This is a genomic window from Cytobacillus sp. C11.1 (genome assembly GCF_058145115.1).
In genome coordinates, this window is record NZ_CM176935.1 from 3,311,496 (window position 1) to 3,330,714 (window position 19,219).

At 40.8% G+C, this 19,219-nt stretch carries 17 protein-coding genes and 1 pseudogene; 14 read left to right on the forward strand and 4 right to left on the reverse strand.

Translation table 11 applies throughout. The annotated features are described in order from the left end of the window. The first annotated feature begins 142 nt into the window (after positions 1-142). From AC3ZVC_RS16420 to AC3ZVC_RS16460, 9 genes are all read left to right on the forward strand, one after another. A complete protein-coding gene (locus AC3ZVC_RS16420) occupies positions 143-1,840 on the forward strand; it encodes a PrpR N-terminal domain-containing protein (protein ID WP_490064283.1) in 1,698 nt (565 codons plus the stop codon). Positions 1,841-2,056: 216 nt separating this feature from the next. After that, positions 2,057-3,049, forward strand: coding sequence for a 2-keto-3-deoxygluconate permease (locus tag AC3ZVC_RS16425; protein ID WP_490064284.1), 993 nt, complete (start codon positions 2,057-2,059; stop codon positions 3,047-3,049). Between the two features lie 13 nt (positions 3,050-3,062). Continuing rightward, positions 3,063-4,370 (forward strand): four-carbon acid sugar kinase family protein, encoded by a 1,308-nt coding sequence (locus tag AC3ZVC_RS16430; protein ID WP_490064285.1) that lies wholly within the window; start codon positions 3,063-3,065, stop codon positions 4,368-4,370. Further along, on the forward strand, positions 4,357-5,361 hold the full coding sequence (gene pdxA / locus AC3ZVC_RS16435) for a 4-hydroxythreonine-4-phosphate dehydrogenase PdxA (protein ID WP_490064286.1): 1,005 nt from the start codon (positions 4,357-4,359) through the stop codon (positions 5,359-5,361). The genes AC3ZVC_RS16430 and pdxA overlap by 14 nt, the downstream gene beginning before the upstream one ends. A gap of 119 nt (positions 5,362-5,480) precedes the next feature. Then, on the forward strand, positions 5,481-6,569 hold the full coding sequence (locus tag AC3ZVC_RS16440) for a TDT family transporter (protein ID WP_490064287.1): 1,089 nt from the start codon (positions 5,481-5,483) through the stop codon (positions 6,567-6,569). A gap of 152 nt (positions 6,570-6,721) precedes the next feature. Beyond that, entirely contained in the window at positions 6,722-7,930 is a 1,209-nt protein-coding gene (locus AC3ZVC_RS16445) for an ATP-binding protein (protein WP_490064288.1), read from the forward strand. Positions 7,931-8,157: 227 nt separating this feature from the next. Beyond that, positions 8,158-8,940, forward strand: a complete 783-nt coding sequence (locus AC3ZVC_RS16450; protein ID WP_490064289.1) for a hypothetical protein — start codon at positions 8,158-8,160, stop codon at positions 8,938-8,940. 11 nt (positions 8,941-8,951) lie between these two features. Then, positions 8,952-9,413 (forward strand): hypothetical protein, encoded by a 462-nt coding sequence (locus AC3ZVC_RS16455; RefSeq protein WP_490064290.1) that lies wholly within the window; start codon positions 8,952-8,954, stop codon positions 9,411-9,413. A gap of 240 nt (positions 9,414-9,653) precedes the next feature. After that, positions 9,654-9,746 carry a putative holin-like toxin gene (locus AC3ZVC_RS16460; protein WP_222500599.1) on the forward strand — a complete coding sequence of 31 codons (93 nt, stop codon included), beginning with the start codon at positions 9,654-9,656 and terminating at the stop codon, positions 9,744-9,746. A gap of 41 nt (positions 9,747-9,787) precedes the next feature. Here AC3ZVC_RS16460 and AC3ZVC_RS16465 read toward each other — a convergent pair. The 4 genes and pseudogenes from AC3ZVC_RS16465 to AC3ZVC_RS16480 all read right to left on the reverse strand — a co-directional run. Continuing rightward, positions 9,788-10,117: pseudogene (locus AC3ZVC_RS16465) on the reverse strand (thioredoxin domain-containing protein); the annotation flags it as partial. Positions 10,118-10,132: 15 nt separating this feature from the next. Continuing rightward, on the reverse strand, positions 10,133-10,300 hold the full coding sequence (locus tag AC3ZVC_RS16470; protein WP_490064291.1) for a hypothetical protein: 168 nt from the start codon (positions 10,298-10,300) through the stop codon (positions 10,133-10,135). Between the two features lie 210 nt (positions 10,301-10,510). After that, positions 10,511-10,987 (reverse strand): CBO0543 family protein, encoded by a 477-nt coding sequence (locus AC3ZVC_RS16475; protein ID WP_490064292.1) that lies wholly within the window; start codon positions 10,985-10,987, stop codon positions 10,511-10,513. Positions 10,988-11,066: 79 nt separating this feature from the next. Further along, positions 11,067-11,177 (reverse strand): Spo0E family sporulation regulatory protein-aspartic acid phosphatase, encoded by a 111-nt coding sequence (locus tag AC3ZVC_RS16480; protein WP_490064293.1) that lies wholly within the window; start codon positions 11,175-11,177, stop codon positions 11,067-11,069. A gap of 330 nt (positions 11,178-11,507) precedes the next feature. On the opposite strand from AC3ZVC_RS16480, the gene AC3ZVC_RS16485 reads away from it, so the two are divergent. The 5 genes from AC3ZVC_RS16485 (at position 11,508) to AC3ZVC_RS16505 (ending at position 19,112) form a co-directional block, all read left to right on the forward strand. Further along, on the forward strand, positions 11,508-12,362 hold the full coding sequence (locus tag AC3ZVC_RS16485; protein WP_490064294.1) for a glycerophosphodiester phosphodiesterase: 855 nt from the start codon (positions 11,508-11,510) through the stop codon (positions 12,360-12,362). A 551-nt stretch (positions 12,363-12,913) separates the two neighbouring features. Next, positions 12,914-14,176, forward strand: coding sequence for an L-lactate MFS transporter (locus AC3ZVC_RS16490; RefSeq protein ID WP_490064295.1), 1,263 nt, complete (start codon positions 12,914-12,916; stop codon positions 14,174-14,176). Between the two features lie 246 nt (positions 14,177-14,422). After that, positions 14,423-16,783: an FdhF/YdeP family oxidoreductase gene (locus AC3ZVC_RS16495; RefSeq protein ID WP_490064296.1), complete on the forward strand. Its 2,361-nt coding sequence runs from the start codon at positions 14,423-14,425 to the stop codon at positions 16,781-16,783. Positions 16,784-17,604: 821 nt separating this feature from the next. After that, positions 17,605-18,486 carry a LysM peptidoglycan-binding domain-containing protein gene (locus tag AC3ZVC_RS16500; RefSeq protein WP_490064297.1) on the forward strand — a complete coding sequence of 294 codons (882 nt, stop codon included), beginning with the start codon at positions 17,605-17,607 and terminating at the stop codon, positions 18,484-18,486. A gap of 116 nt (positions 18,487-18,602) precedes the next feature. Further along, complete coding sequence (locus tag AC3ZVC_RS16505; protein WP_490064298.1) at positions 18,603-19,112, forward strand: hypothetical protein; 510 nt, start codon at positions 18,603-18,605, stop codon at positions 19,110-19,112. Positions 19,113-19,219: the final 107 nt, after the last annotated feature.

The window sequence follows — 19,219 nt, forward strand, 5'->3', positions numbered from 1 at the left end:
GGATCGCCCGCGGAAAGGGAGTGCCTGCAGCGGAAATCAACAGGCCAATTTAACAGAGCATTACAATAAAGCTTCAAGAAGTCTCTCCTATTTTATTGGTGTGCCCTATAAATGAATGGTAAGATAAATTCAGGTGAATGTGATGAAGATAAAAACGTTATTTATTGCTCCTTACCCCGCTATGATTCCTTTAATAGAGGAATGCAGGGGAAAAGAAGATGATTTGGATATTAAAATTGAAATTGGAAATCTAAGAGATGCTCTTCCATATGTGAAAAATGCTGAGGCTGATGGTACTGAAATGATTATCAGCCGCGGCGGTACAGCAAAACTAATTGAGCAGGAGACGAATATTCCTGTTATTGATGTCCAGTTATCAGGATATGATATGCTCCGCGTGTTAACGCTGGCCAATGATTTTCCAGGCAAAAAGGCAATTGTGGGGTTTTCAAACATTACGCTCGGTGCAAAGACAATAACAGATATTCTGGAGATCGGAATTGAGGTTTTCACTGTAGCAAAGGAAGAGGAAGTTGAATCACTGGTCTTTGATCTGAAATCCAAAGGCTTTGAACTAATAATGGGTGATGTGGTTACAGTAGAAGCCGCGGCTAAATTTGGGCTTGAGGGAATTCTCATTCAGTCAGGCAGAGAAGCTATTTTTGATGCATTTTATAAAGTGAAGTCGGTATATCATTCTTTTAGAAAAAAGCAAATGGAAAACGAGCTTCTTAAGGCACTTCTTAAGGTAAACACAGAAAACATTCTAGTAACAGACAGCGAGGGAGGAAAAGTATTTGAGCAATGGAATACCTTCTCCTCGCCTCCAATCCAAACCAGCCAGTTAGGAGCCTTGATTCATCGGAGAGAGCGCCCTGATTCTGTGGTGACAATGAAGGGCACAAATGGAGAAGACCTAAAAATTAGGGTTTGTCATTTGAAAATAGGAGAGGATAGCTTTACACAGTTCCTTATTTCAGAGCTTGAAAGTGAGAAACAGGCTTCTTCTAATCTGAAGATCGAAGCGGTGCCGCAACTGCCTATGATCATTCAAGAAAGCGAGGCCATGAAGGATTGTCTGGCGTCTGTTTCTGCAGGCATTACCCGCAATTTTTGGGTTTTAATTGGATCCGCGGGTACAGGAAAGGGTTTAATAGCACGGTATATTCATTACTTAAGATACCAGGGAAACGGGTTATTCGCGTCCATCCATGCGGAGGAAACTGTGAAGATGCCTGTTGCATTTGATGAAGACACCCGAACCATTTTTATTTATGGCGCCGAAGAAATCTCTCTCAAAGAAAGAGCAGAATTGCTAAAGCTATGTAAACATTGGACTCATGCCGGAAAAGATGTCATCCTGTCTCTTTATGGTGAAACCGAAGATTTTCATGCCATCATTTTTGATGACGAAGTGAATCGTGTCTATATTCCTTCATTAACTGAACGCAAGGAGGATATTAGACCAATGACTGCTTATTTTATCGCAGGATTTCATCAGCAATTAGGAACATCTGCTATAAAGATTAAGGAAGAAGCCCTTGAACTTTTGGAACAATATCACTGGCCCGGGAACGCTGCAGAATTAAAAACCTTTCTGTATGACGTTGTAAAAGCTGAAAAGGAATATACGATTCGGAAGGATTCAGTTGCAAAGCAGCTGGAACGAAAGCAGCAGCGTCCAGCTCAATTTGAAGAAGGATTGTTATCGGGGACTCTTGATCAAATTGAAAAACGTATTATTGAAGCAGTGATGGAAGAGGAAAACCAAAATCAAACAAAGGTGTCGAAACGGCTAGGCATCAACCGTTCTACATTATGGAGGAAGCTGAAACAATAATGTTCAGCTTCTTTTTTATGGAGCTATAACTAATAAATTAACGGAATTGCGTGGATATAATTGTTTCAAAATGCAACAATTTTAAAAGTGAAAAAAATACCAAGCTATTATTCTTAAAAAAATGTTGAATTTTGCATTGAAAGCGTTTAATATAAAACTGTAATCGTTTTCAGTAATGTTTAAAATTGAAACATAAATAAAGGGGATGTTAAAATTATGAAGATCAAAGCAACTCTTGAGCGAATTCCTGGCGGCATGATGGTTGTGCCGTTGCTAATTGCAGCAATACTAAATACTTTTGCTCCTAATTTACTTCGCATAGGTAACTTCACTGAAGCATTGTTTGTAAACGGTGCCTCTACGTTAATTGCTTTATTCCTATTATGTACAGGTGCTCAAATTAACGTGAAATCTTTTGGGGTTTCAGTTGGAAAAGGGGCAACTCTTTTAGCAACTAAATGGGTAGTTGGTGCGGCCTTTGGTTTAATCGCTTACATGTTCGCAGGTGAAAATGGGTTATGGCTGGGGTTGGCCCCGATAGCGATCATTGCTGCCATGACAAACAGTAATGGAGGTTTGTTCGTTGCACTTGTAGGACAGTACGGAAGCAAGGAAGACCGCGCAGCCTATTCACTGCTTGCTCTAAATGACGGACCTTTCTTGACAATGGTAGCCCTGTCGATCTTTGGTGCAATGGGATTTGTTGATGGAATGTTCTCATTTCAATCATTTATCGCTGTATTGCTTCCCATTTTAGTTGGTATGGTTTTAGGTAACTTGGATGAAGAAATGCGTGTGTTCCTTGATAAAGGAAGTTCCATGCTAATTCCTTTCTTCGCTTTCGCCCTGGGTATGGGAATTGACTTTGGTGCAATTGTTGAAGGCGGATTATCAGGTATTATTCTTGGTCTATTAACCGTATTCGTAACTGGTACTGCTGGATATCTAGTGTTCAAAGCGCTTAAGTGGAACCCGATCGTTGGTGCAGCTGAAGGGTCAACTGCCGGAAATGCTGTAGCAACACCAGCTGCCATTGCAGCAGCAAGTGCAGGTTTCGCCCAGTATGCGGATCTGGCGACAGTCCAAGTAGCGGCATCCACTGTTACAACCGCAATCCTGCTTCCTCTATATATAGCGTTCCTGGTTAAACGTCTAGAGAGAAAAGGCTACGAATTTAAAGAAGGTAACCTAATGAAAGTTAATGGCTAAGGATGTGGTTCTTGTGTTGAAAAAATTTGGCATCATTGCGGATGATTTAACGGGTGCAAATGATTCAGGAGTACAGCTGGCGAAAAAAGGGCTGACTGCAACTGTGGTAATGGATTTTACAGAGAAAAATATACAATCCAATCCTGACGTCTTAATTGTTGATACCGATAGCCGCGCTAAAACACAAGAAGAAGCATATGAAGCAGTGGAAAAAGCTGCTTCTCTTCTTTTTGAACAGGGCTATGGCCATGTTTATAAAAAGGTGGATTCAACATTGAGAGGAAATATTCCCGCAGAGCTTGCAGCGCTTGAAAAGGTATATCGCCCGGACATCATCGTGATTGCTCCGGCATTTCCAAAAATGAATCGAACGACGGTTTCTGGCCATCACTATGTAAATGGCGTACTGATTACTGACACAGAATTCGGAAGAGATCCGAAGACACCTGTAACGGAAAGCTATTTGCCTGATATGTTAAAAAAACTTGCAGGAAAAGATTCAGCTTTGCTTGACCTTGAATTGCTTCGCGGTGAAAAAAACCTGATTTTAGAATTTATTGAAAAAGCAATTTCTGAGGAAAAAAAGTGGATTGTGTGCGACAGTGAAAGGGAAGAGGATCTGCAAGCAATCGCTGAGATTTTCTCAAGTTTGCAGAAAAAAATCATTTGGACTGGATCTGGCGCTTTAGTTGAATATTTGCCGGAAGCACTTGAACTAACTTCCCAGTGCGAAAGTGATCAGGTCGAAGTAACCGTTGAAAAAACTCTAACGATCTCTGGAAGTTTATCTCAGGTAACAAAAAAACAGCTTTCGCAAATAAAAGAACTTGAACAGTCCTATTTTGCAGAAATCGATCCTGTTCAATTGGTGAATAATACAATTGATATGAAAGAAATCATTGGCGGCATGAAACACAACTTGGATAAAGACCATTTTGTTGTCTATGTGGATTCATCTGATCGAAATCGCCAGGCAGCAAGGGCAGCCGGTGAAGCACTTTGTTTATCGGGAAAAGAGATAGGCGAAAGAATTGCCACAGGACTGGGGCAAATTGCAAACGAACTGGTAGCTCGCTTCCCGGAAATGAACGGACTGATTTTAACAGGCGGAGATATAGCAAAAGCAGCTTGTCTGGAATTGGGTATACATGAAATGGAGCTCCATTCGGAAGTGGAACCGGGACTTCCTTTTGGACGATTGTGCAGTAAGGATAAAAATTATTGGGCAGTAACAAAAGCCGGCGGATTTGGCAACGAGCAATCCCTGGTGAACGCTATACATTACATGACAAGAAAGGTTGAGTACAATGAGTCAAACTAAACCAGTAGTAGGCATCACAATGGGGGACGCAGCAGGTGTCGGACCGGAAATCATTTTAAAAAGCCTTGCATACGCTGAAATGTATGAAATCAGCAACCCGCTTGTCATTGGTGATAGTAAAATTCTGGAGCGGGCAAAGTCATTTGTTAACAGCGAGCTTCAAATTGAAGCAGTAAAGGCAGAACAGCTGGATGAGCTCACATATAAACATGGGGTTGTACATTGCCTTGATTTAAACCTTCTGCCAGCCGATCTTCCAATTGGCCAGGTATCTCCGGAAGCAGGACATGCTGCTTTTGAATATTTGGCAACAGCGATTGAAATGGCGAAGGAAAACCGTATCGATGCTATCTGTACAGCACCTTTAAACAAAGAAGCATTGCAAAAGGGCGGCCATATGTATCCGGGCCATACAGAAATTTTAGCGGATTTGACCAATACGAAAGATTATTCCATGATGCTATCTGCACCGAACTTAAGGGTCATCCATGTGACAACACATGTTGGCATCATTGATGCTGTTAAAATGATTAACCCTGAAAGAGTCTACCATGTCCTTAAGCTAGCACATGATACGCTGAAAAAAGCAGGGATCGAATCACCTAAAATCGCTGTTTGCGGAATCAATCCTCATGCAGGTGAAAATGGCCTGTTCGGATATGGGGAAGAGGATGAAAAAGTAGTTCCTGGTGTGGAAAAAGCACAGGCAGAAGGCATTCATGCAATCGGGCCGCTTCCAGCAGATACACTGTTTTTCAGAGCTGTCCGCGGAGACTTTGATATTGTTGTAGCCATGTACCACGATCAAGGCCATGGACCTGTTAAAGTTTTAGGGTTGGATGCAGGTGTTAATATCACAGTCGGGCTCCCGATCATCCGTACAAGTGTGGACCACGGTACAGCCTTTGATATTGCTGGAAAAGGGATTGCAGACGAAAAAAGCTTAATGGAAGCGATGCGTCAGGCAGTGGAACTCGCTCCTAAGAAGTAATCGGATTTTTAAGGAACCCATCCATTTTGGATGGGTTTTTCGTATACCTTTGGGAGTTGGCGCAATAGTTTGCGTAAGTGATATAATGGTATAAAAGTCTGTTTTTTACGGTGATAATAGTGTTTTACTTTTCCTTAATGGCGCTTTTTTGCCTATTGGCTGTTTTGTTTATCGTATCCAGAAAAATGTATATCAGTACCTCCACCATGGCAGCTGTAATGGCTCTAGGGATTGTGACCCAGGGTGTATTGCTGAATTTTTTTGGTGTTTCTTTCTTTTTGAGCGGTTTTGGCAAGCTGCTTAGCATGTTGGATTTGGCTTTGTGGCTATCATTTCTGTTTTCTTTTTTGATTACGATTTTTAAAGGGGAATTTATAAATATCCACTATGCCAATCCGATTAATCGATTTGGCATAGGAACCTGGGTGGCAGGGACCTCGATTTGCGGAATCATTATTTTTAAGCAATTTGGGAGTGGTCTTTTGGTTGAAACGCTTGCCTTTCTGAATGTTGGGTTATGGATGTATTATGTGGGAATCAGCATTAAAAGTATTTTTGAGATAATAAATTCTGTTCTTTTCAACCGCGTTCACGGAATCTTGCTTCTGACTACAGTAAGCACACAATCTCTCGTCCTTCTATTCAATACCATTTATGATTATGTACCAGCATACATTAATGCCCTATTCATCATTATCGGATTTAGTTTTTATTTTATTTGTGCCTTGTGCATGTTTAAGCGTTATTCAACAAGCCATTGGTCAGTCACTGAAGATTGGAATAATACAAACTGTATTCTTCATGGGGCATTATCCATAACTGGGCTTGCCATGATTAAGTCCGGCCTGGTAAGCGGACAAACGGCGGCAGGGTTCTGGATAGGCACTTTGATTGTTTTCTTATTCGTTGAATCTGTTGAAATCATAAGGTTAATGAAACGGATCAGGCTTTATGGCTTAAAAAAAGGTGTCTTCACGTATGATGTCACACAATGGAGCCGGATTTTCACTTTTGCTATGTTCTTTACCTTTACTTATTTTATCGAAAGCCACACTTTATTAAGTATGAAGGAAGCTGTTTTACATCTGGGAATTTGGATGATCCTTGCTCTTTTCCTAATCGAGCTGTCCCTGAGTCTGCAAACCTTAAAGAAAAGCCCACATCAGCCAACTGGTCAAATCCAGAAAGAAAGCAATTCATCGATGTGAAAAAGAGCCTGCCCGCCATTTTACCCGGGGCAGGCTTTTTATAAGGGGAGAGGTTAAAATTTTTTCAGAATTTATATTCTTCTAGGTAATTTGATGCTAATATAATAGGAAAAATGATAAAAGAGGACTTTATGAACTTTATGGGGAATCGAATGGGTCAAATTTTACTTGTGCTTATTTCTATTTTGTTTACTTCCTATCAATCCATTTTTTCTGGTGAAGCATTTGTAACGATCGACTTTTTCATTTTCACCATCATTGCCTGGTTTGTGGGATGGCAATTTGACAAAAGCAGATACTATGGGAAAAAAGCCAGAGAAAGTGAAAACAGCTATAAATTATTATTGGAATCAATGCCAGTTGCCGTTCTTATACATAAGGATTTTAACATTTTATATGCAAATTCGGACGCCGTTTCGATGCTTGGAGTTGAAAATAAGGACCAATTAATCGGAAGGCCGATTATGGACTTTATTGAGCCTGATTATTTATCCCGCTTTCAGCAAAGATACCAGCACATAAAAACAGAAAAAAATCTCCTGAATGATACAGAATATAAAATTAAGCGGTTAGATGGAAAGATAAGATATGTTGAGGTTTCTTCCTTATATGTAGATTTTGAAGGGAACCAGGCTGTTCTATCCATAGGGACAGATATTTCCGATAAAAAGGAGCAAACAGAACAGCTTCTCCAAAAATCAGAGAAACTTGCCCTATTGGGTCAAATGGCTGCCGGCATCGCACATGAAATCCGAAATCCGCTAACTTCGATAAAAGGCTTTGTGCAGCTTTTTAAGTCCAGCAGCCAAAAAGAAGAATACTTCGATATTGTACTATCAGAACTGGACCGGATAAATGAAATTGTTGGTGAATTTCTTGTATTGGCCAAACCGACGGCAGATATCTTTTCAGCCCAAAATATAAGAATACTAATCAGCGAAGTTATTACGCTGAGCAATACCCAATCAATCATGAACAATGTCCAAATCTTTGCTGAATTTGATGAAGAATTGCCATTGATCCTATGTGAAAAAAACCAACTAAAACAAGTCTTTCTTAACATCATTAAAAATGCGCTAGAAGCTATGCCTGCTGGCGGCCAAATAGAAATCAAAGTGAAGAAAAAAACAGACGGCACAGTTTCCATTCAATTTATTGATCAGGGCGTTGGCATTCCAGAAGACCGAATTTCAAGCCTTGGCGAACCTTTTTATACAACCAAAGAGAAGGGAACTGGGCTGGGTCTCATGATTTGCTATAAAATTATCGAAAACCATAATGGCCGATTGACAATAGACAGCGAAGTGGGGAAAGGGACAAAAATTGAAATTGTTTTGCCTGCGGAACAGCACTTTCAATGATGGGAATGCGATACAAGTTCAATTTTAACAAGATAGTAAATTTATAAAATTGGTTAAGGACAAACAAAACAAGCGTCTAATCCTGCTGTGGAGCTAGCAACACAGTTAGGGGCAGGCGCTTTATTTGTATAATTCGTCATGTTCCAGAATCTCTCTTTGTTACATATTTCGACTAAAATAGCAGAAGATAATAAAAAGTCAAAGAGAAACATTTGAGGAAGAACCTAATGGATAATTTTCATTCAACCAATAAGGAACGCCGATTTAAAGCACATGTAAGTGCTTTTGGAACTACTCAGCTTCATTTGCGGAATCCTTATATTATTGCTTGGTGGTCAGCTGCATTTCCTGGATTTGGCCATCTCCTTTTATCGAAATATTTAAGAGGGTATGCACTTTTCCTCTGGGAAATTCTCGTTAATAGTATGGCTAAATTAAATCTCGCTATGGTTTATTCCTTTACCGGGAAATTCGAGATGGCCAAAGAGGTTCTGGAACCAAGATGGCTCCTATTGTACATTCCTGTCTATATTTTTGCGATCTGGGACAGCTATCGAACATCGGTTGATATGAACAAGGTATTCATGCTGGCTGAACGGGAAAATGCATCTTTTAATTCGTATGCAATCGGTGCATTTGAAATTAATTACTTAGATAAAAGAAGACCGCTTATGGCTGTATTATGGTCACTTTTTACGCCAGGGCTGGGTCAGCTTTACATTCACCGTGTATTGACTGCGATCTTCACTATGGGCTTTATGGTGGTTTTTGTCTATTATTCTAAAGTACTTGTTGCTATTCAGCTGCTTTTTTTAGGAGATATTAGCCAAGCTACGAAGGTGATAGACCCGCAATGGTTTATGTTTATCCCTTCTCATTTTGGATTTTCCATATATGATTCCTATGTGAATACAGTAGAAAACAATAAACTATTCGAGGGAGAGCAAAGAAAGTATCTTAGAGAACATTATCAGCAGTATCGTGTCAAAATCCCGGAAAACAGCAGTTGAGGTGAAAAAACTTGCAGATCTTTTCCACTTTTGAGCACTCAGTGTATCTAGAGTTAGCCATTACACATATAGAAAAAATAGGGATTACAAAGGAGAAGATTCTTGCAGTCCCACTGATAAATCGAGTCGAGGAAAGAAGGCTATTTGATACGCTTCATCGGGCAGATGGAATTAGTTTGTTTGATAAGGGCGCAGCTTTAGGAACGGCTTTTTCTGTAGTTGGTGCTAGTGTTGGTTTCGTTTTGGACTGGGGTCCGGTTATTTGGGGTTTAATTGGAGCGGCAGCTGGCTTTATTCTTGGTTTTATCATCGATTATATCATTTTTAAAGTCGTACATAAAAGAACTGGAGTTGTAAAAGGAAAAAGTTCAGAAGTCGTGTTAGTGATTGAGTGCCCAAATGAGCTAGCAGAAAAAGTAGAAGAAATATTATGGCAGCATTTGGCCTTAGGAGTGGCCAGAGTAACAGGTTGATCACAGTGCCTTTAGGAGGAAGACCCAAAGTCCAAGAGCTGGGTATGGGAATTATGAAATTAAAAAAGGGCTTAGATTAAATTCTAAACCCTTTTCTAATTGAATTTAAATGCGTTCCCTTTTCATTAGGCTCTTTTCGTTTCCTATAGGCCTTTCGTACGGATTTCCAATTAGGAACTTTTCCTGAGTATAGGACAAGTTTGGATCCGGGAAGGCTGAAGGTAAGGAGGCGATGTATAAATGGGTACCTTTGAAGTTTTATCTTTGATGATCAGTTTCGGTATGTTTGTAATCGCCATGCTTCAATTTACAGATAGAGACAGGGATTCTTGAACACGCTGCCTAAGCGTGTTTTTTTTGTTTCCTTGCCTTTATTATTTTGAAATCTCCTCGTATTCCTCTTTTATTTCTTTAGCGGTTTTGTCGATCTCTTCTCCCCAATGGTCATTGACCGTATTGAACACGATGTTGCCTTTGGTATCCATTAAGGCGTATCCTCTGAAAGCGGTGTCGCCATTTTTCATATCCGTCCGTTCAATCAATTCCATATTAGGATCTGATACGAATGGAAGACTGTGGCCTATTTCTTCTTCAAGCGCATTATACAGCTCAAGCTGCTGCTCGGGCTGGTCATTGCTGACGATATACATGTTCACGTCCATGCCTTCTAATTTATCCATGTTCTGATGCAACTCGACCAGTTGCTGCTGGCAGAGTCCTCAGGTGTAGGTGGTGATAAAAAAGAAAAGGGCTGGCTTGTCCTGCGGAAAAGTCACTTCATTGCTGTTCTGATCCTTTAAGGTAATCGGATCTTCGGCCTGATCCTGGCCGCAGGCCGTCAGGATAAGAAGAACGATTGCCATTAAAAGCATAAGTTTTCTTCGCATAATATCTCCATTTCCTTGTAAAGTTTTATGTAAATGCTCTTATCATTATGGCAATCTTTTTAACATTTCTCAACTAAGATGCCTGTTACCTTAAGGGTATAGAGGGTACTTGACTAGATATAAATAGAAGGTAATTTGTAAAGGCTCTGTTGGTTATTATTAAATGGATTTTGCAAATAGAAACTAGATCCAAAATTCCTCAAACTTAGTTCAATCGCAGACCCTTCCTACTCTTTTCGCGAAGAAGAATAGCATGATTCTTGTGATAATCTTAACTAGAAATACAAGCAGAATAGAGTGGAACCATTTCCAGCTTTCTAGAAATTGTAGTGTATTCGTTTTCCTTTCAAGGAAAATTTCGTAAAGACCTTGAGGTAAGCTGAATAATATAAGCTTTTTCAGAATTTCTGGAAAGCTGGCTTTCAAGGTGGACTGGCAATACCAAATGGATAAATAGGGGCAGACGAAAAAGTCATAGGCGATATTTATTTTTGTCAGACGAGGAAATAGCCTGACTGGATATTTCACTTTCCCTGTTTTGACCAGAGCACAATTGAAAAAATAATTGACGATGCAGCTGGCGAAAAATAATGGCAGCCACGTTTTAGCAGAAGGTTTTTTAAACAAGGTAGGTAAAGATATAACCCCAAAAATAATGCCGGCTATCACGATTATACGTGCAGTCATAACAAACACACTCCTTATCATAAGAGTGTGCGTTTTTGGGCTTATTTATTACAATGGGTTATGTAAATGGTGGGATTCTCTAGAGGATGTATTTGCTTCGCTGTACTTTATAGATTAGCTGATCGAGCTTTTCACTGTACATGAGCGTTTCTGGATGTGACAATCCCTTTCTTTTTCCTACAGAAATCATCTTTTTGCGCAATCATCGATTTCAATATGAAGTTTTTTAATAGTAGTCGAAGTCATGGTCATATATTCGGCTCCTAATCCGGGATTGATAAATTACTATATTCTATTATCGACAAATTAACCTGCAAATAAACAGATTCGACAAAACTTATAAAAACATTACAATTTTCAACAACAGGAGCCATTTAGTACGTATGACCCAGGACGAATTGTTCGCATTTATATTCTTGTAATCTATTATTCTTCCACATTTTACAATAAGTTATAACCGCCTTAACACTTCATCTCTATTCTTAATGTGTAACAAATTAAGAGATAGGAGATGGAGAATTTGAAAAAGAAAATGATTTCGGCGATAGGTGCAGTTGTAATTGGTCTTAGTGCTACTGTTGGGGGAGGAGCGGCGATGGCAAAAGATAAGTATAAAGAAATCGTGAATGTTTCTCACCGCGGGGCGTCTGCTTATGCACCAGAGCATACGGTGATTTCCTACGAAATGGGTGAAAAAATGCATGGTGATTATATTGAAATAGACCTTCAGATGACGAAAGATGGACAGCTCATTGCAATGCATGATGTTAAGCTTGACCGTACTACAAATGGTTCGGGGCTCGTAAAAGATTTTACCCTTGAAGAAATCCGGGAGCTTGATGCAGGCAGCTGGTTTAATGAAAAATATCCGCAATTTGCTAATCCGGAATATGAAGGGTTAAAGGTTCCAACACTTGAGGAGGTTTTTCAGAAGTTCGGCAAAAATAAGAGCTATTACATAGAAACAAAGTCACCGGACGTGTATCCTGGCATGGAAAAAGAGCTTACTCGCCTTGTCGACAAGTATGATATTAACAAAGAAAAACTTCTTGTTCAGTCATTCAGCGTTGAAAGTCTAAAGGTGATGCATGAATTAGATCCATCCATTAAACTGGTTCAATTAATCTCTTATAAAACGAATGCAGCAATTACCGACTTAGAAATTGAGGAAATAAAGCAATATGCAATGGGTGTTGGACCGAACCATACTTACCTGAATGAAGTATATGTACAAAATATCGTGAACAGCGGACTTGAACTGCACCCTTACACAGTCAATGATAAGGAAAGAATGAAGCAGCTAATTGACTGGGGAGTAACGGGTATGTTTACAAACTATCCTGATTTGCTTCATGAAGTGAAGAAAGGGAAATAATAGAGAATGGCCCCGGGGATTTTTCACCGGGCCATTTTTGTGTGCTGGAAAAGTAGGTCCGTACTAGAGCTGCTAATATATCTTATAAGTTGCTAATTAAAACAGAAAGTTGCTAATAAAAACAGAAAGTTGCTAATATAAGTTCTTTCGCAGAAAAAGTGAAAACAGTTTCCCAACTCCATAATAGTGTAAAATTGATATAACAAAGTTCTAAAAAGGGCTTGAACAAGTTTTTTCAAAGTGATATGATTTTTTTTGAAGTTAAGTTCATAAATCTGTCACATTTTGATTTGAGATAGCGAACCTGTCGTCGGTTAAAGTGTCACAAGGTATGAAAACGATTAACAGTTGGTCCTTAAGTAGCGAATCCTGCTTGATACTAACCGTCAATCTTTCTTCTGCATACACATAAGTGTGAATGCCGGAGAGATTGGCGGTTTTTTTATTTCAAGAAACCTTTCCTGTAACCGTTTTACATACATAAAAACAGGGATTGAGCTTCACAAGGTTCTTTTTAAAGGGGAGAGCCTATTTATTGAGGGGGAAGAGAAGTGAAAAAGACAAAAAATCGGTGGCTGATCGCCGCTTCCGCAGTGGGAATCCACATTTCAATCGGTTCCGTCTATGCGTGGAGCAACTTCACCAATCCATTGATTGAGGAGTTTGGCTGGACATCGAAGCAGGTACAATTAACATTTAGTTTGGCGATTCTATTTTTAGGGTTGTCTGCAGCCTTTCTGGGGCATTTCGTCGAAAAACATGGTCCGAGAAAAGCGGGACTGCTTGCAGCGGGATTTTTCGGAGCAGGTATGCTGGGCGCTGGTCTTGCAGTAAACCTTGGTTCCTTGCCATTTTTGTACATAACTTATGGTGTACTGGGTGGAATCGGATTGGGAGTGGGCTATATTGCTCCAGTATCCACACTGGTAAAATGGTTCCCTGACCGCCGCGGATTTGCAACGGGCCTTGCGATTATGGGATTTGGTTTCGCCGCAGCGGTAGCAAGCCCAATTATGGACACACTTATTAAATCTGTCGGTACGGCTAATACATTCTACATTCTAGGTGCCGCGTACCTAATCATCATGGCATTATCTTCTTTATACTTAGAACGGCCGCCTGCCGATTGGGCACCAGAGGGCATGAAGGAAAAAGCCAAAGCTGGAAAAATCAAAATCAAACAGGATTTGGCACAGTTAACAGCGAATGAAGCTGTCAAAACATCCCGCTTCTACTATTTGTGGATTATGCTATTTATAAACGTAACATGCGGTATTGCGATCCTATCAGCCGCGAAGCCTTTGGCACAGGAAAGCATAGGATTAACAACAGCAGAAGCAGCAACACTTGTTGGCGTGCTGGGCATATTCAACGGATTGGGACGCCTGGCATGGGCATCCATCTCTGATTATATTGGCCGCCCGAACACGTATACGATTTTCTTCGTATCACAGATTGCTTTATTTCTGCTATTGCCTCACACAAAAGAAGCTATGCTGTTCCAAATTATGCTGGCCATTGTATACACGATGTACGGTGGAGGATTTTCGTCCATCCCGGCATTCATCGGGGACGTTTTTGGAACGAAGCAGCTTGGCGCGATCCACGGTTACATCCTTACAGCTTGGGCAGCAGCCGGGTTGGCAGGTCCAATGTTTGCTGCATGGATGAAGGATTCAACAGGAAGCTATGCTTCAAGCTTAACAAGCTTTGCGGGACTTTTTGTTGTAGCATTAGTCGTTTCCATTCTAATTCGATTTGATATTAAAAAATTACGCAAACAAAATGAAGCTAATGAGCGATTAGCAAGTTAATTTTATTAACATACAACCAGGTCTGGCACTTGGCAGCGATCCTGCTAAAGACTAACCACCGAAGAATCCGCATCTTTTTAAGAGGCTGTTTCGCGGTGGTTTTTTCTTTTTAAACAGGGCAGATGGGCTATGTTTGCACTATTAGCCCATATACAATAGTAAAAAGTTATTTAACCATCGAGAATTCAGAGAGATTTTTCTCTATAAAAATATTAGGACTAGCATTAAATCTAAGGAGTGTTACACGTGGGAAAAACGATACATCCAGGGCCTCAGAAGAAAAAGGCTATGCCAGATCCAAAGCATTGGGTAAGCCCTGTGCCATTCGGGCTCGGTAAAATTAAGCCAAAGCATATGAGAGACACAGCAAAAATCCTTTGGGAAAACAAAGATAACCTCGGCTATGCCACCAATATTTTAACAAAAGGTGTTTGCGACGGCTGTGCGCTTGGCGTTTCCGGACTTTATGACCAAACTTTAAAAGGACCGCATGTTTGTACAACTAGATTGAATGTTCTTCGCTTGAATACAGCCGGTGCAATCAAACCTGAAATTCTGCATGCGGATATTGATGAGTTAAGAAAATATGACAGCACGGAACTTCGTAAATTGGGACGCATTCCGTACCCTATGATCCGCAGGAAAGGCGAGCGTAAATTCTCAAGAATTACGTGGGATGATGCGATGAATATGATCGCAGAAAAAATGAAGGTGCTGGATCCGAAGCAATATGCATTTTACCTGACAAGCCGCGGAATCACGAATGAGTCGTATTATGTGGCCGGAAAAGTAGCCCGCTTCCTTGGCACGAACCATATCGATAACGCGAGCCGCATCTGCCATTCGCCTTCAAAAACTGCTTTGAAGCGTTCAATCGGGGTAGGAGCTTCAACAGCAAACTATCTGGACTGGATTGGAACGGACGTCCTCTTATTCTGGGGAAGCGTAGCATCCAACAGCTCGCCGGTTTCATCCAAGTACATGCTTGAGGCGAAGAAAAACGGCACTAAAATCATTGTCGTAAATCCATATAAAGAGCCTGCGATGGATAAATACTGGATTCCTTCGAACCCGGAGTCAGCGTTATTCGGAACAAAAATTGCGGATGACTTTTATCAGGTAAACATTGGCGGAGATATTGCGTTCATGCATGGAATCATGAAGCATTGGTTTGACATGGAAAAGCAGCAGTACGGCTCTGCGATTAATCATACGTTTGTGAACGAGCATGTGAACGGCTATCAGGATTTAAAGCAGAAAGTGAAAGAACAATCATGGGATGACATTGTGGAATCATCCGGTGTAAGCAGAGAACGCATTATTGAGCTTGCGGAGCTATTGGCAAATAGTAAAAATGCTGTTTATGCCTGGGCACTTGGCTTGACCATGCATTCTTTTGCAACAGATAATATTTCACAGGTTGCCAACCTTGCATTACTTCGCGGCCATCTTGGCAGAAAGCATAACGGATTAATGCCATTCCGTGGCCATTCATCTGTACAGGGCAGCGGCGAAATGGGAGCGGATCCGTTCGTTCTTCCTGGCGGAGATTTCTACGGAGACAATTTTACCCGCATCCAAAACCTTTGGGGCTTTGAGCTGCAAAAATGGCAGGGTGATATTGTTGGGGTAACATTGGAAAACATTATGCTGCCAGAGGACCATGAGCGTAAAATCAAGCTTTACTATCTTTCCGGCGGTAATTTCCTTGAAACGATGCCAGATCCGGACTTTATAGAAAAAGCATTATCAGAACTGGACATCCGTGTCCACCAGGATATTATTTTAAACACCTCCACTTTGGTTGACGCCAAAGAAGCCGTTATCGTTCTTCCTGCAAAAACCCGATATGAGCAAGAGGGCGGCGGTACTTCTACCTCGACAGAGCGCATGGTGTACTTCAGCCCGGAAATTGAGGGGAATAAGAACAAAGTGCAAGAAGCCCGTGAAGAGTGGAAGATTTATATTGACCTTGCAAAACGCGTGAAGCCTGAGACAGTTCATTTGGTTGATTTTAAGAATGCAAAGGAAATCCGCGAGGAAATTGCTCTGGCAAATCCAAGCTATGATGGCATTCAGCATCTGAAGAAAGCGGGGGATGTCTTCCAATGGGGCGGCGCGTGGTTATGTGAGGATGGAATCTGCCCGACTCCGGATGGAAAAGGTCATCTGATTACGGTAGATATTCCCGACCTTGGCAAAAAAGAAGGCCAGTTCATTGTTACATCACGCCGCGGTAAGCAATTTAACTCCATGGTGTATAAAGAGGTAGACCCGCTGAATGGTGCCGGCCGCTATGACGTATTGATGAACGAAGAAGATGCACAGGATCTAAGCATCGCTGAAGGCGAAGGAATTGTGCTCTATAATGGATTCGGCGTATTCCAGGGAAGAGCCAAATTCGTCGACATCGCCCGCGGCAACGTTGAAGTCCACTTCCCAGAAGGAAACTTCCTATTGCCAAGAGGACGCTACGAAAAATTCGCCGGAATTCCAGACTACAACATCACTGTAACCCTTGAAAAAGCAGACCGATACAATGCCCGGAAAGATGTTCAATATAATGAAAAACACATTGCTGATGACGAAATTGATGCACCTGCATAAGTGAGGAGAGATGGCTTTGGGCCATCTCTTTTTTATTGTGGAAAGGAAATGATGGCAGGTGATCGGATTCACGACGAAAAGGGAGTGGCAGTGTGGAGTATGGTAGGTAATCCGAGTGTTTAGCGACGAAAAGGGAGTGGCAGTGGTGAATATAGTAGATAATCAGAGCGATTAACGACGAAAAGGGAGAGGCAGTGGTGAATATGGTAGATAATCAGAGCGATTAACGACGAAAAGGGAGCGGCAGTGAGGAAATGGTAGATAATCAGAGTGATTAGCGACGATATGGGAGAGGCAGTGGTGAATATGGTAGATAATCAGAGCGATTAACGACGAAAAGGGAGAGGCAGTGGTGAATATGGTAGATAATCGGAATGATTTACGACGATAATGAAGGCACAATGAGGGAAATGGTAGTTAAACAGAGCATTTAACGACGAAAAAAGGAACAATAAACAAAATGGCATTTAATCTTTGTACCTTACAGCGATTTCGTTGGGACTTTAATTACTCGAATCATCAAAATCATAGCAACCTGTTCAGCCTAAAAAAATATAAAGGATTTTATCTGCATTATAAATTTTAATCTGAATTAAAATAGATTCTCTCCTTTTTTATAACCGAATTGGTTCTTTTACCCTATCAGCCAGTTATCCGAAAGAGTAGGCATAAAAGTTAGCTCTTTTCCGGAAACCCCATATTCCAATTTTTCAGTTAAAAGTATTTAGGCGTTAACCCAAAATTCCTACAATATCTAAAATAGGCTCGTCCTTCTGCGACATCGCTTATTTGCCTTCGTCTATTGTAGTGAGGTGAAAATAATGAAGAAAATCAAACAGATTTTTACAGCAGGTATTATTTCTCTGGCGGTTATTATTTCAGGGGGAGCGGTTATGGCGGATCACAGCCCAGATAAAGAGATGGTTGTGGTTGAGAAAGGAGATACTCTTTATGCACTTGCAAAAAAGCATCATATGAGTGTAGCCCGTATTTCAGAGCTGAATCATCTTGATGGCTCCACCATTTATCCTGGACAGCGCCTGATTCTTTCAGAGGATGAGGATGCATACCATAAGATTATGGCTGGTTCTTTTAGTAAAAAAGAAAATGCAGTAAACCGGGTTTCTCTACTACAGAAAAAAGAGATCCCAGCAGCCTTAAGCACGGTAGTTATAAAAGGTAAAACACATTACCGCGTACAGGCAGGTGCTTTTAAAAATAAAAAGAATGCCGAGAAGCAATTAGAGGCAGTGAAGAAAGCAGGCATAAAAGATGCTTACATTCACGCTGAAAAGCCGCTTCAAATTTTCGGCTTAGCACCTGGTGATGCTTATGAAGACATCAAATTCAGAATGGGAGAGCCGAAAAAATCGGAAACTTATTTAAATATTGAAAGTCTTTTTTACCAAAATGATGGAGCCGGGGTAAGGGTGACCATGAATATGAAGGATGGCACCATTGGCAGTCTGGCCGTTTATCCGGAATATCTAAGCGAACGGATGTTTCCGGCTATGCCATTTACCAAGGAACAGGTTATAGAGGAATATGGCCAGGCAAACAAAAAAGAGGCTGTCACTTGCTACGAATCAGCAAAGTGTGAGGAGTTAACCTACCAGCTTGACAATCATGAACTTAAAGTGCGAATTGATCGCGATGGCTCAACAGTTCAATTTATGGAATTAACAAATTTAATTTATCGCTAATAGCCAGTCGGAGGTACCAGAGCCTCCGACTTTTCTATTGTAAAAAAAGGAATACGGGTCCTCCTCCAAGAATAATAATTAACTTAGGTCTTTTTTACTAATGGGAGGCATTTTAAATGAAACCAAAAAAATGGACATCCAACAAGGAAGACGGTGGATTTGGTACTTTAATGTTGGGCGAAAAGCCGGAACAGCTTCCAGAGAAAACGTTTATTTCGCTTACGAGAGGCGAGGGACTAAATTTTGCACAGCTAGCGATCAATAATTTTTTAACGCTAATGGTGATGAACCAGATGAAAAAAGCGCCAGGCCTGCTTTATGCAGAGTTGATCGGGGAGTTGAAAAAAGGAAGAGGCACCGGCCAGACGATGACCGTTTGGGATGGGAAGACCATGCCGCAATTCCGTAATAGGAATAACCACAGTTTTGCGATGAAATTTTTCGGATGGGTGATTCACCGGAGAAATACTAAAACCTATTACTTGACTTATTCAACAAACGGAACAATCCCCACAGGGTCGGAGGCAACAAAAATTGTAAAGGAATACGGCAAGTTTTATGATGGAGGTGTGCTGGCAAGGAAGGCCACACCGCCAAATTTTGGGGAAGATAAGAAGACCTCATAGGGAAAAAATCACACGATATTTTCCTGCACTTTTCTAAAAGATTGTTGTTTTTTTTATAGATTTTGTAAATAAAAACATGGGTAAATAAGGTTGGTTGATTGGAGCAT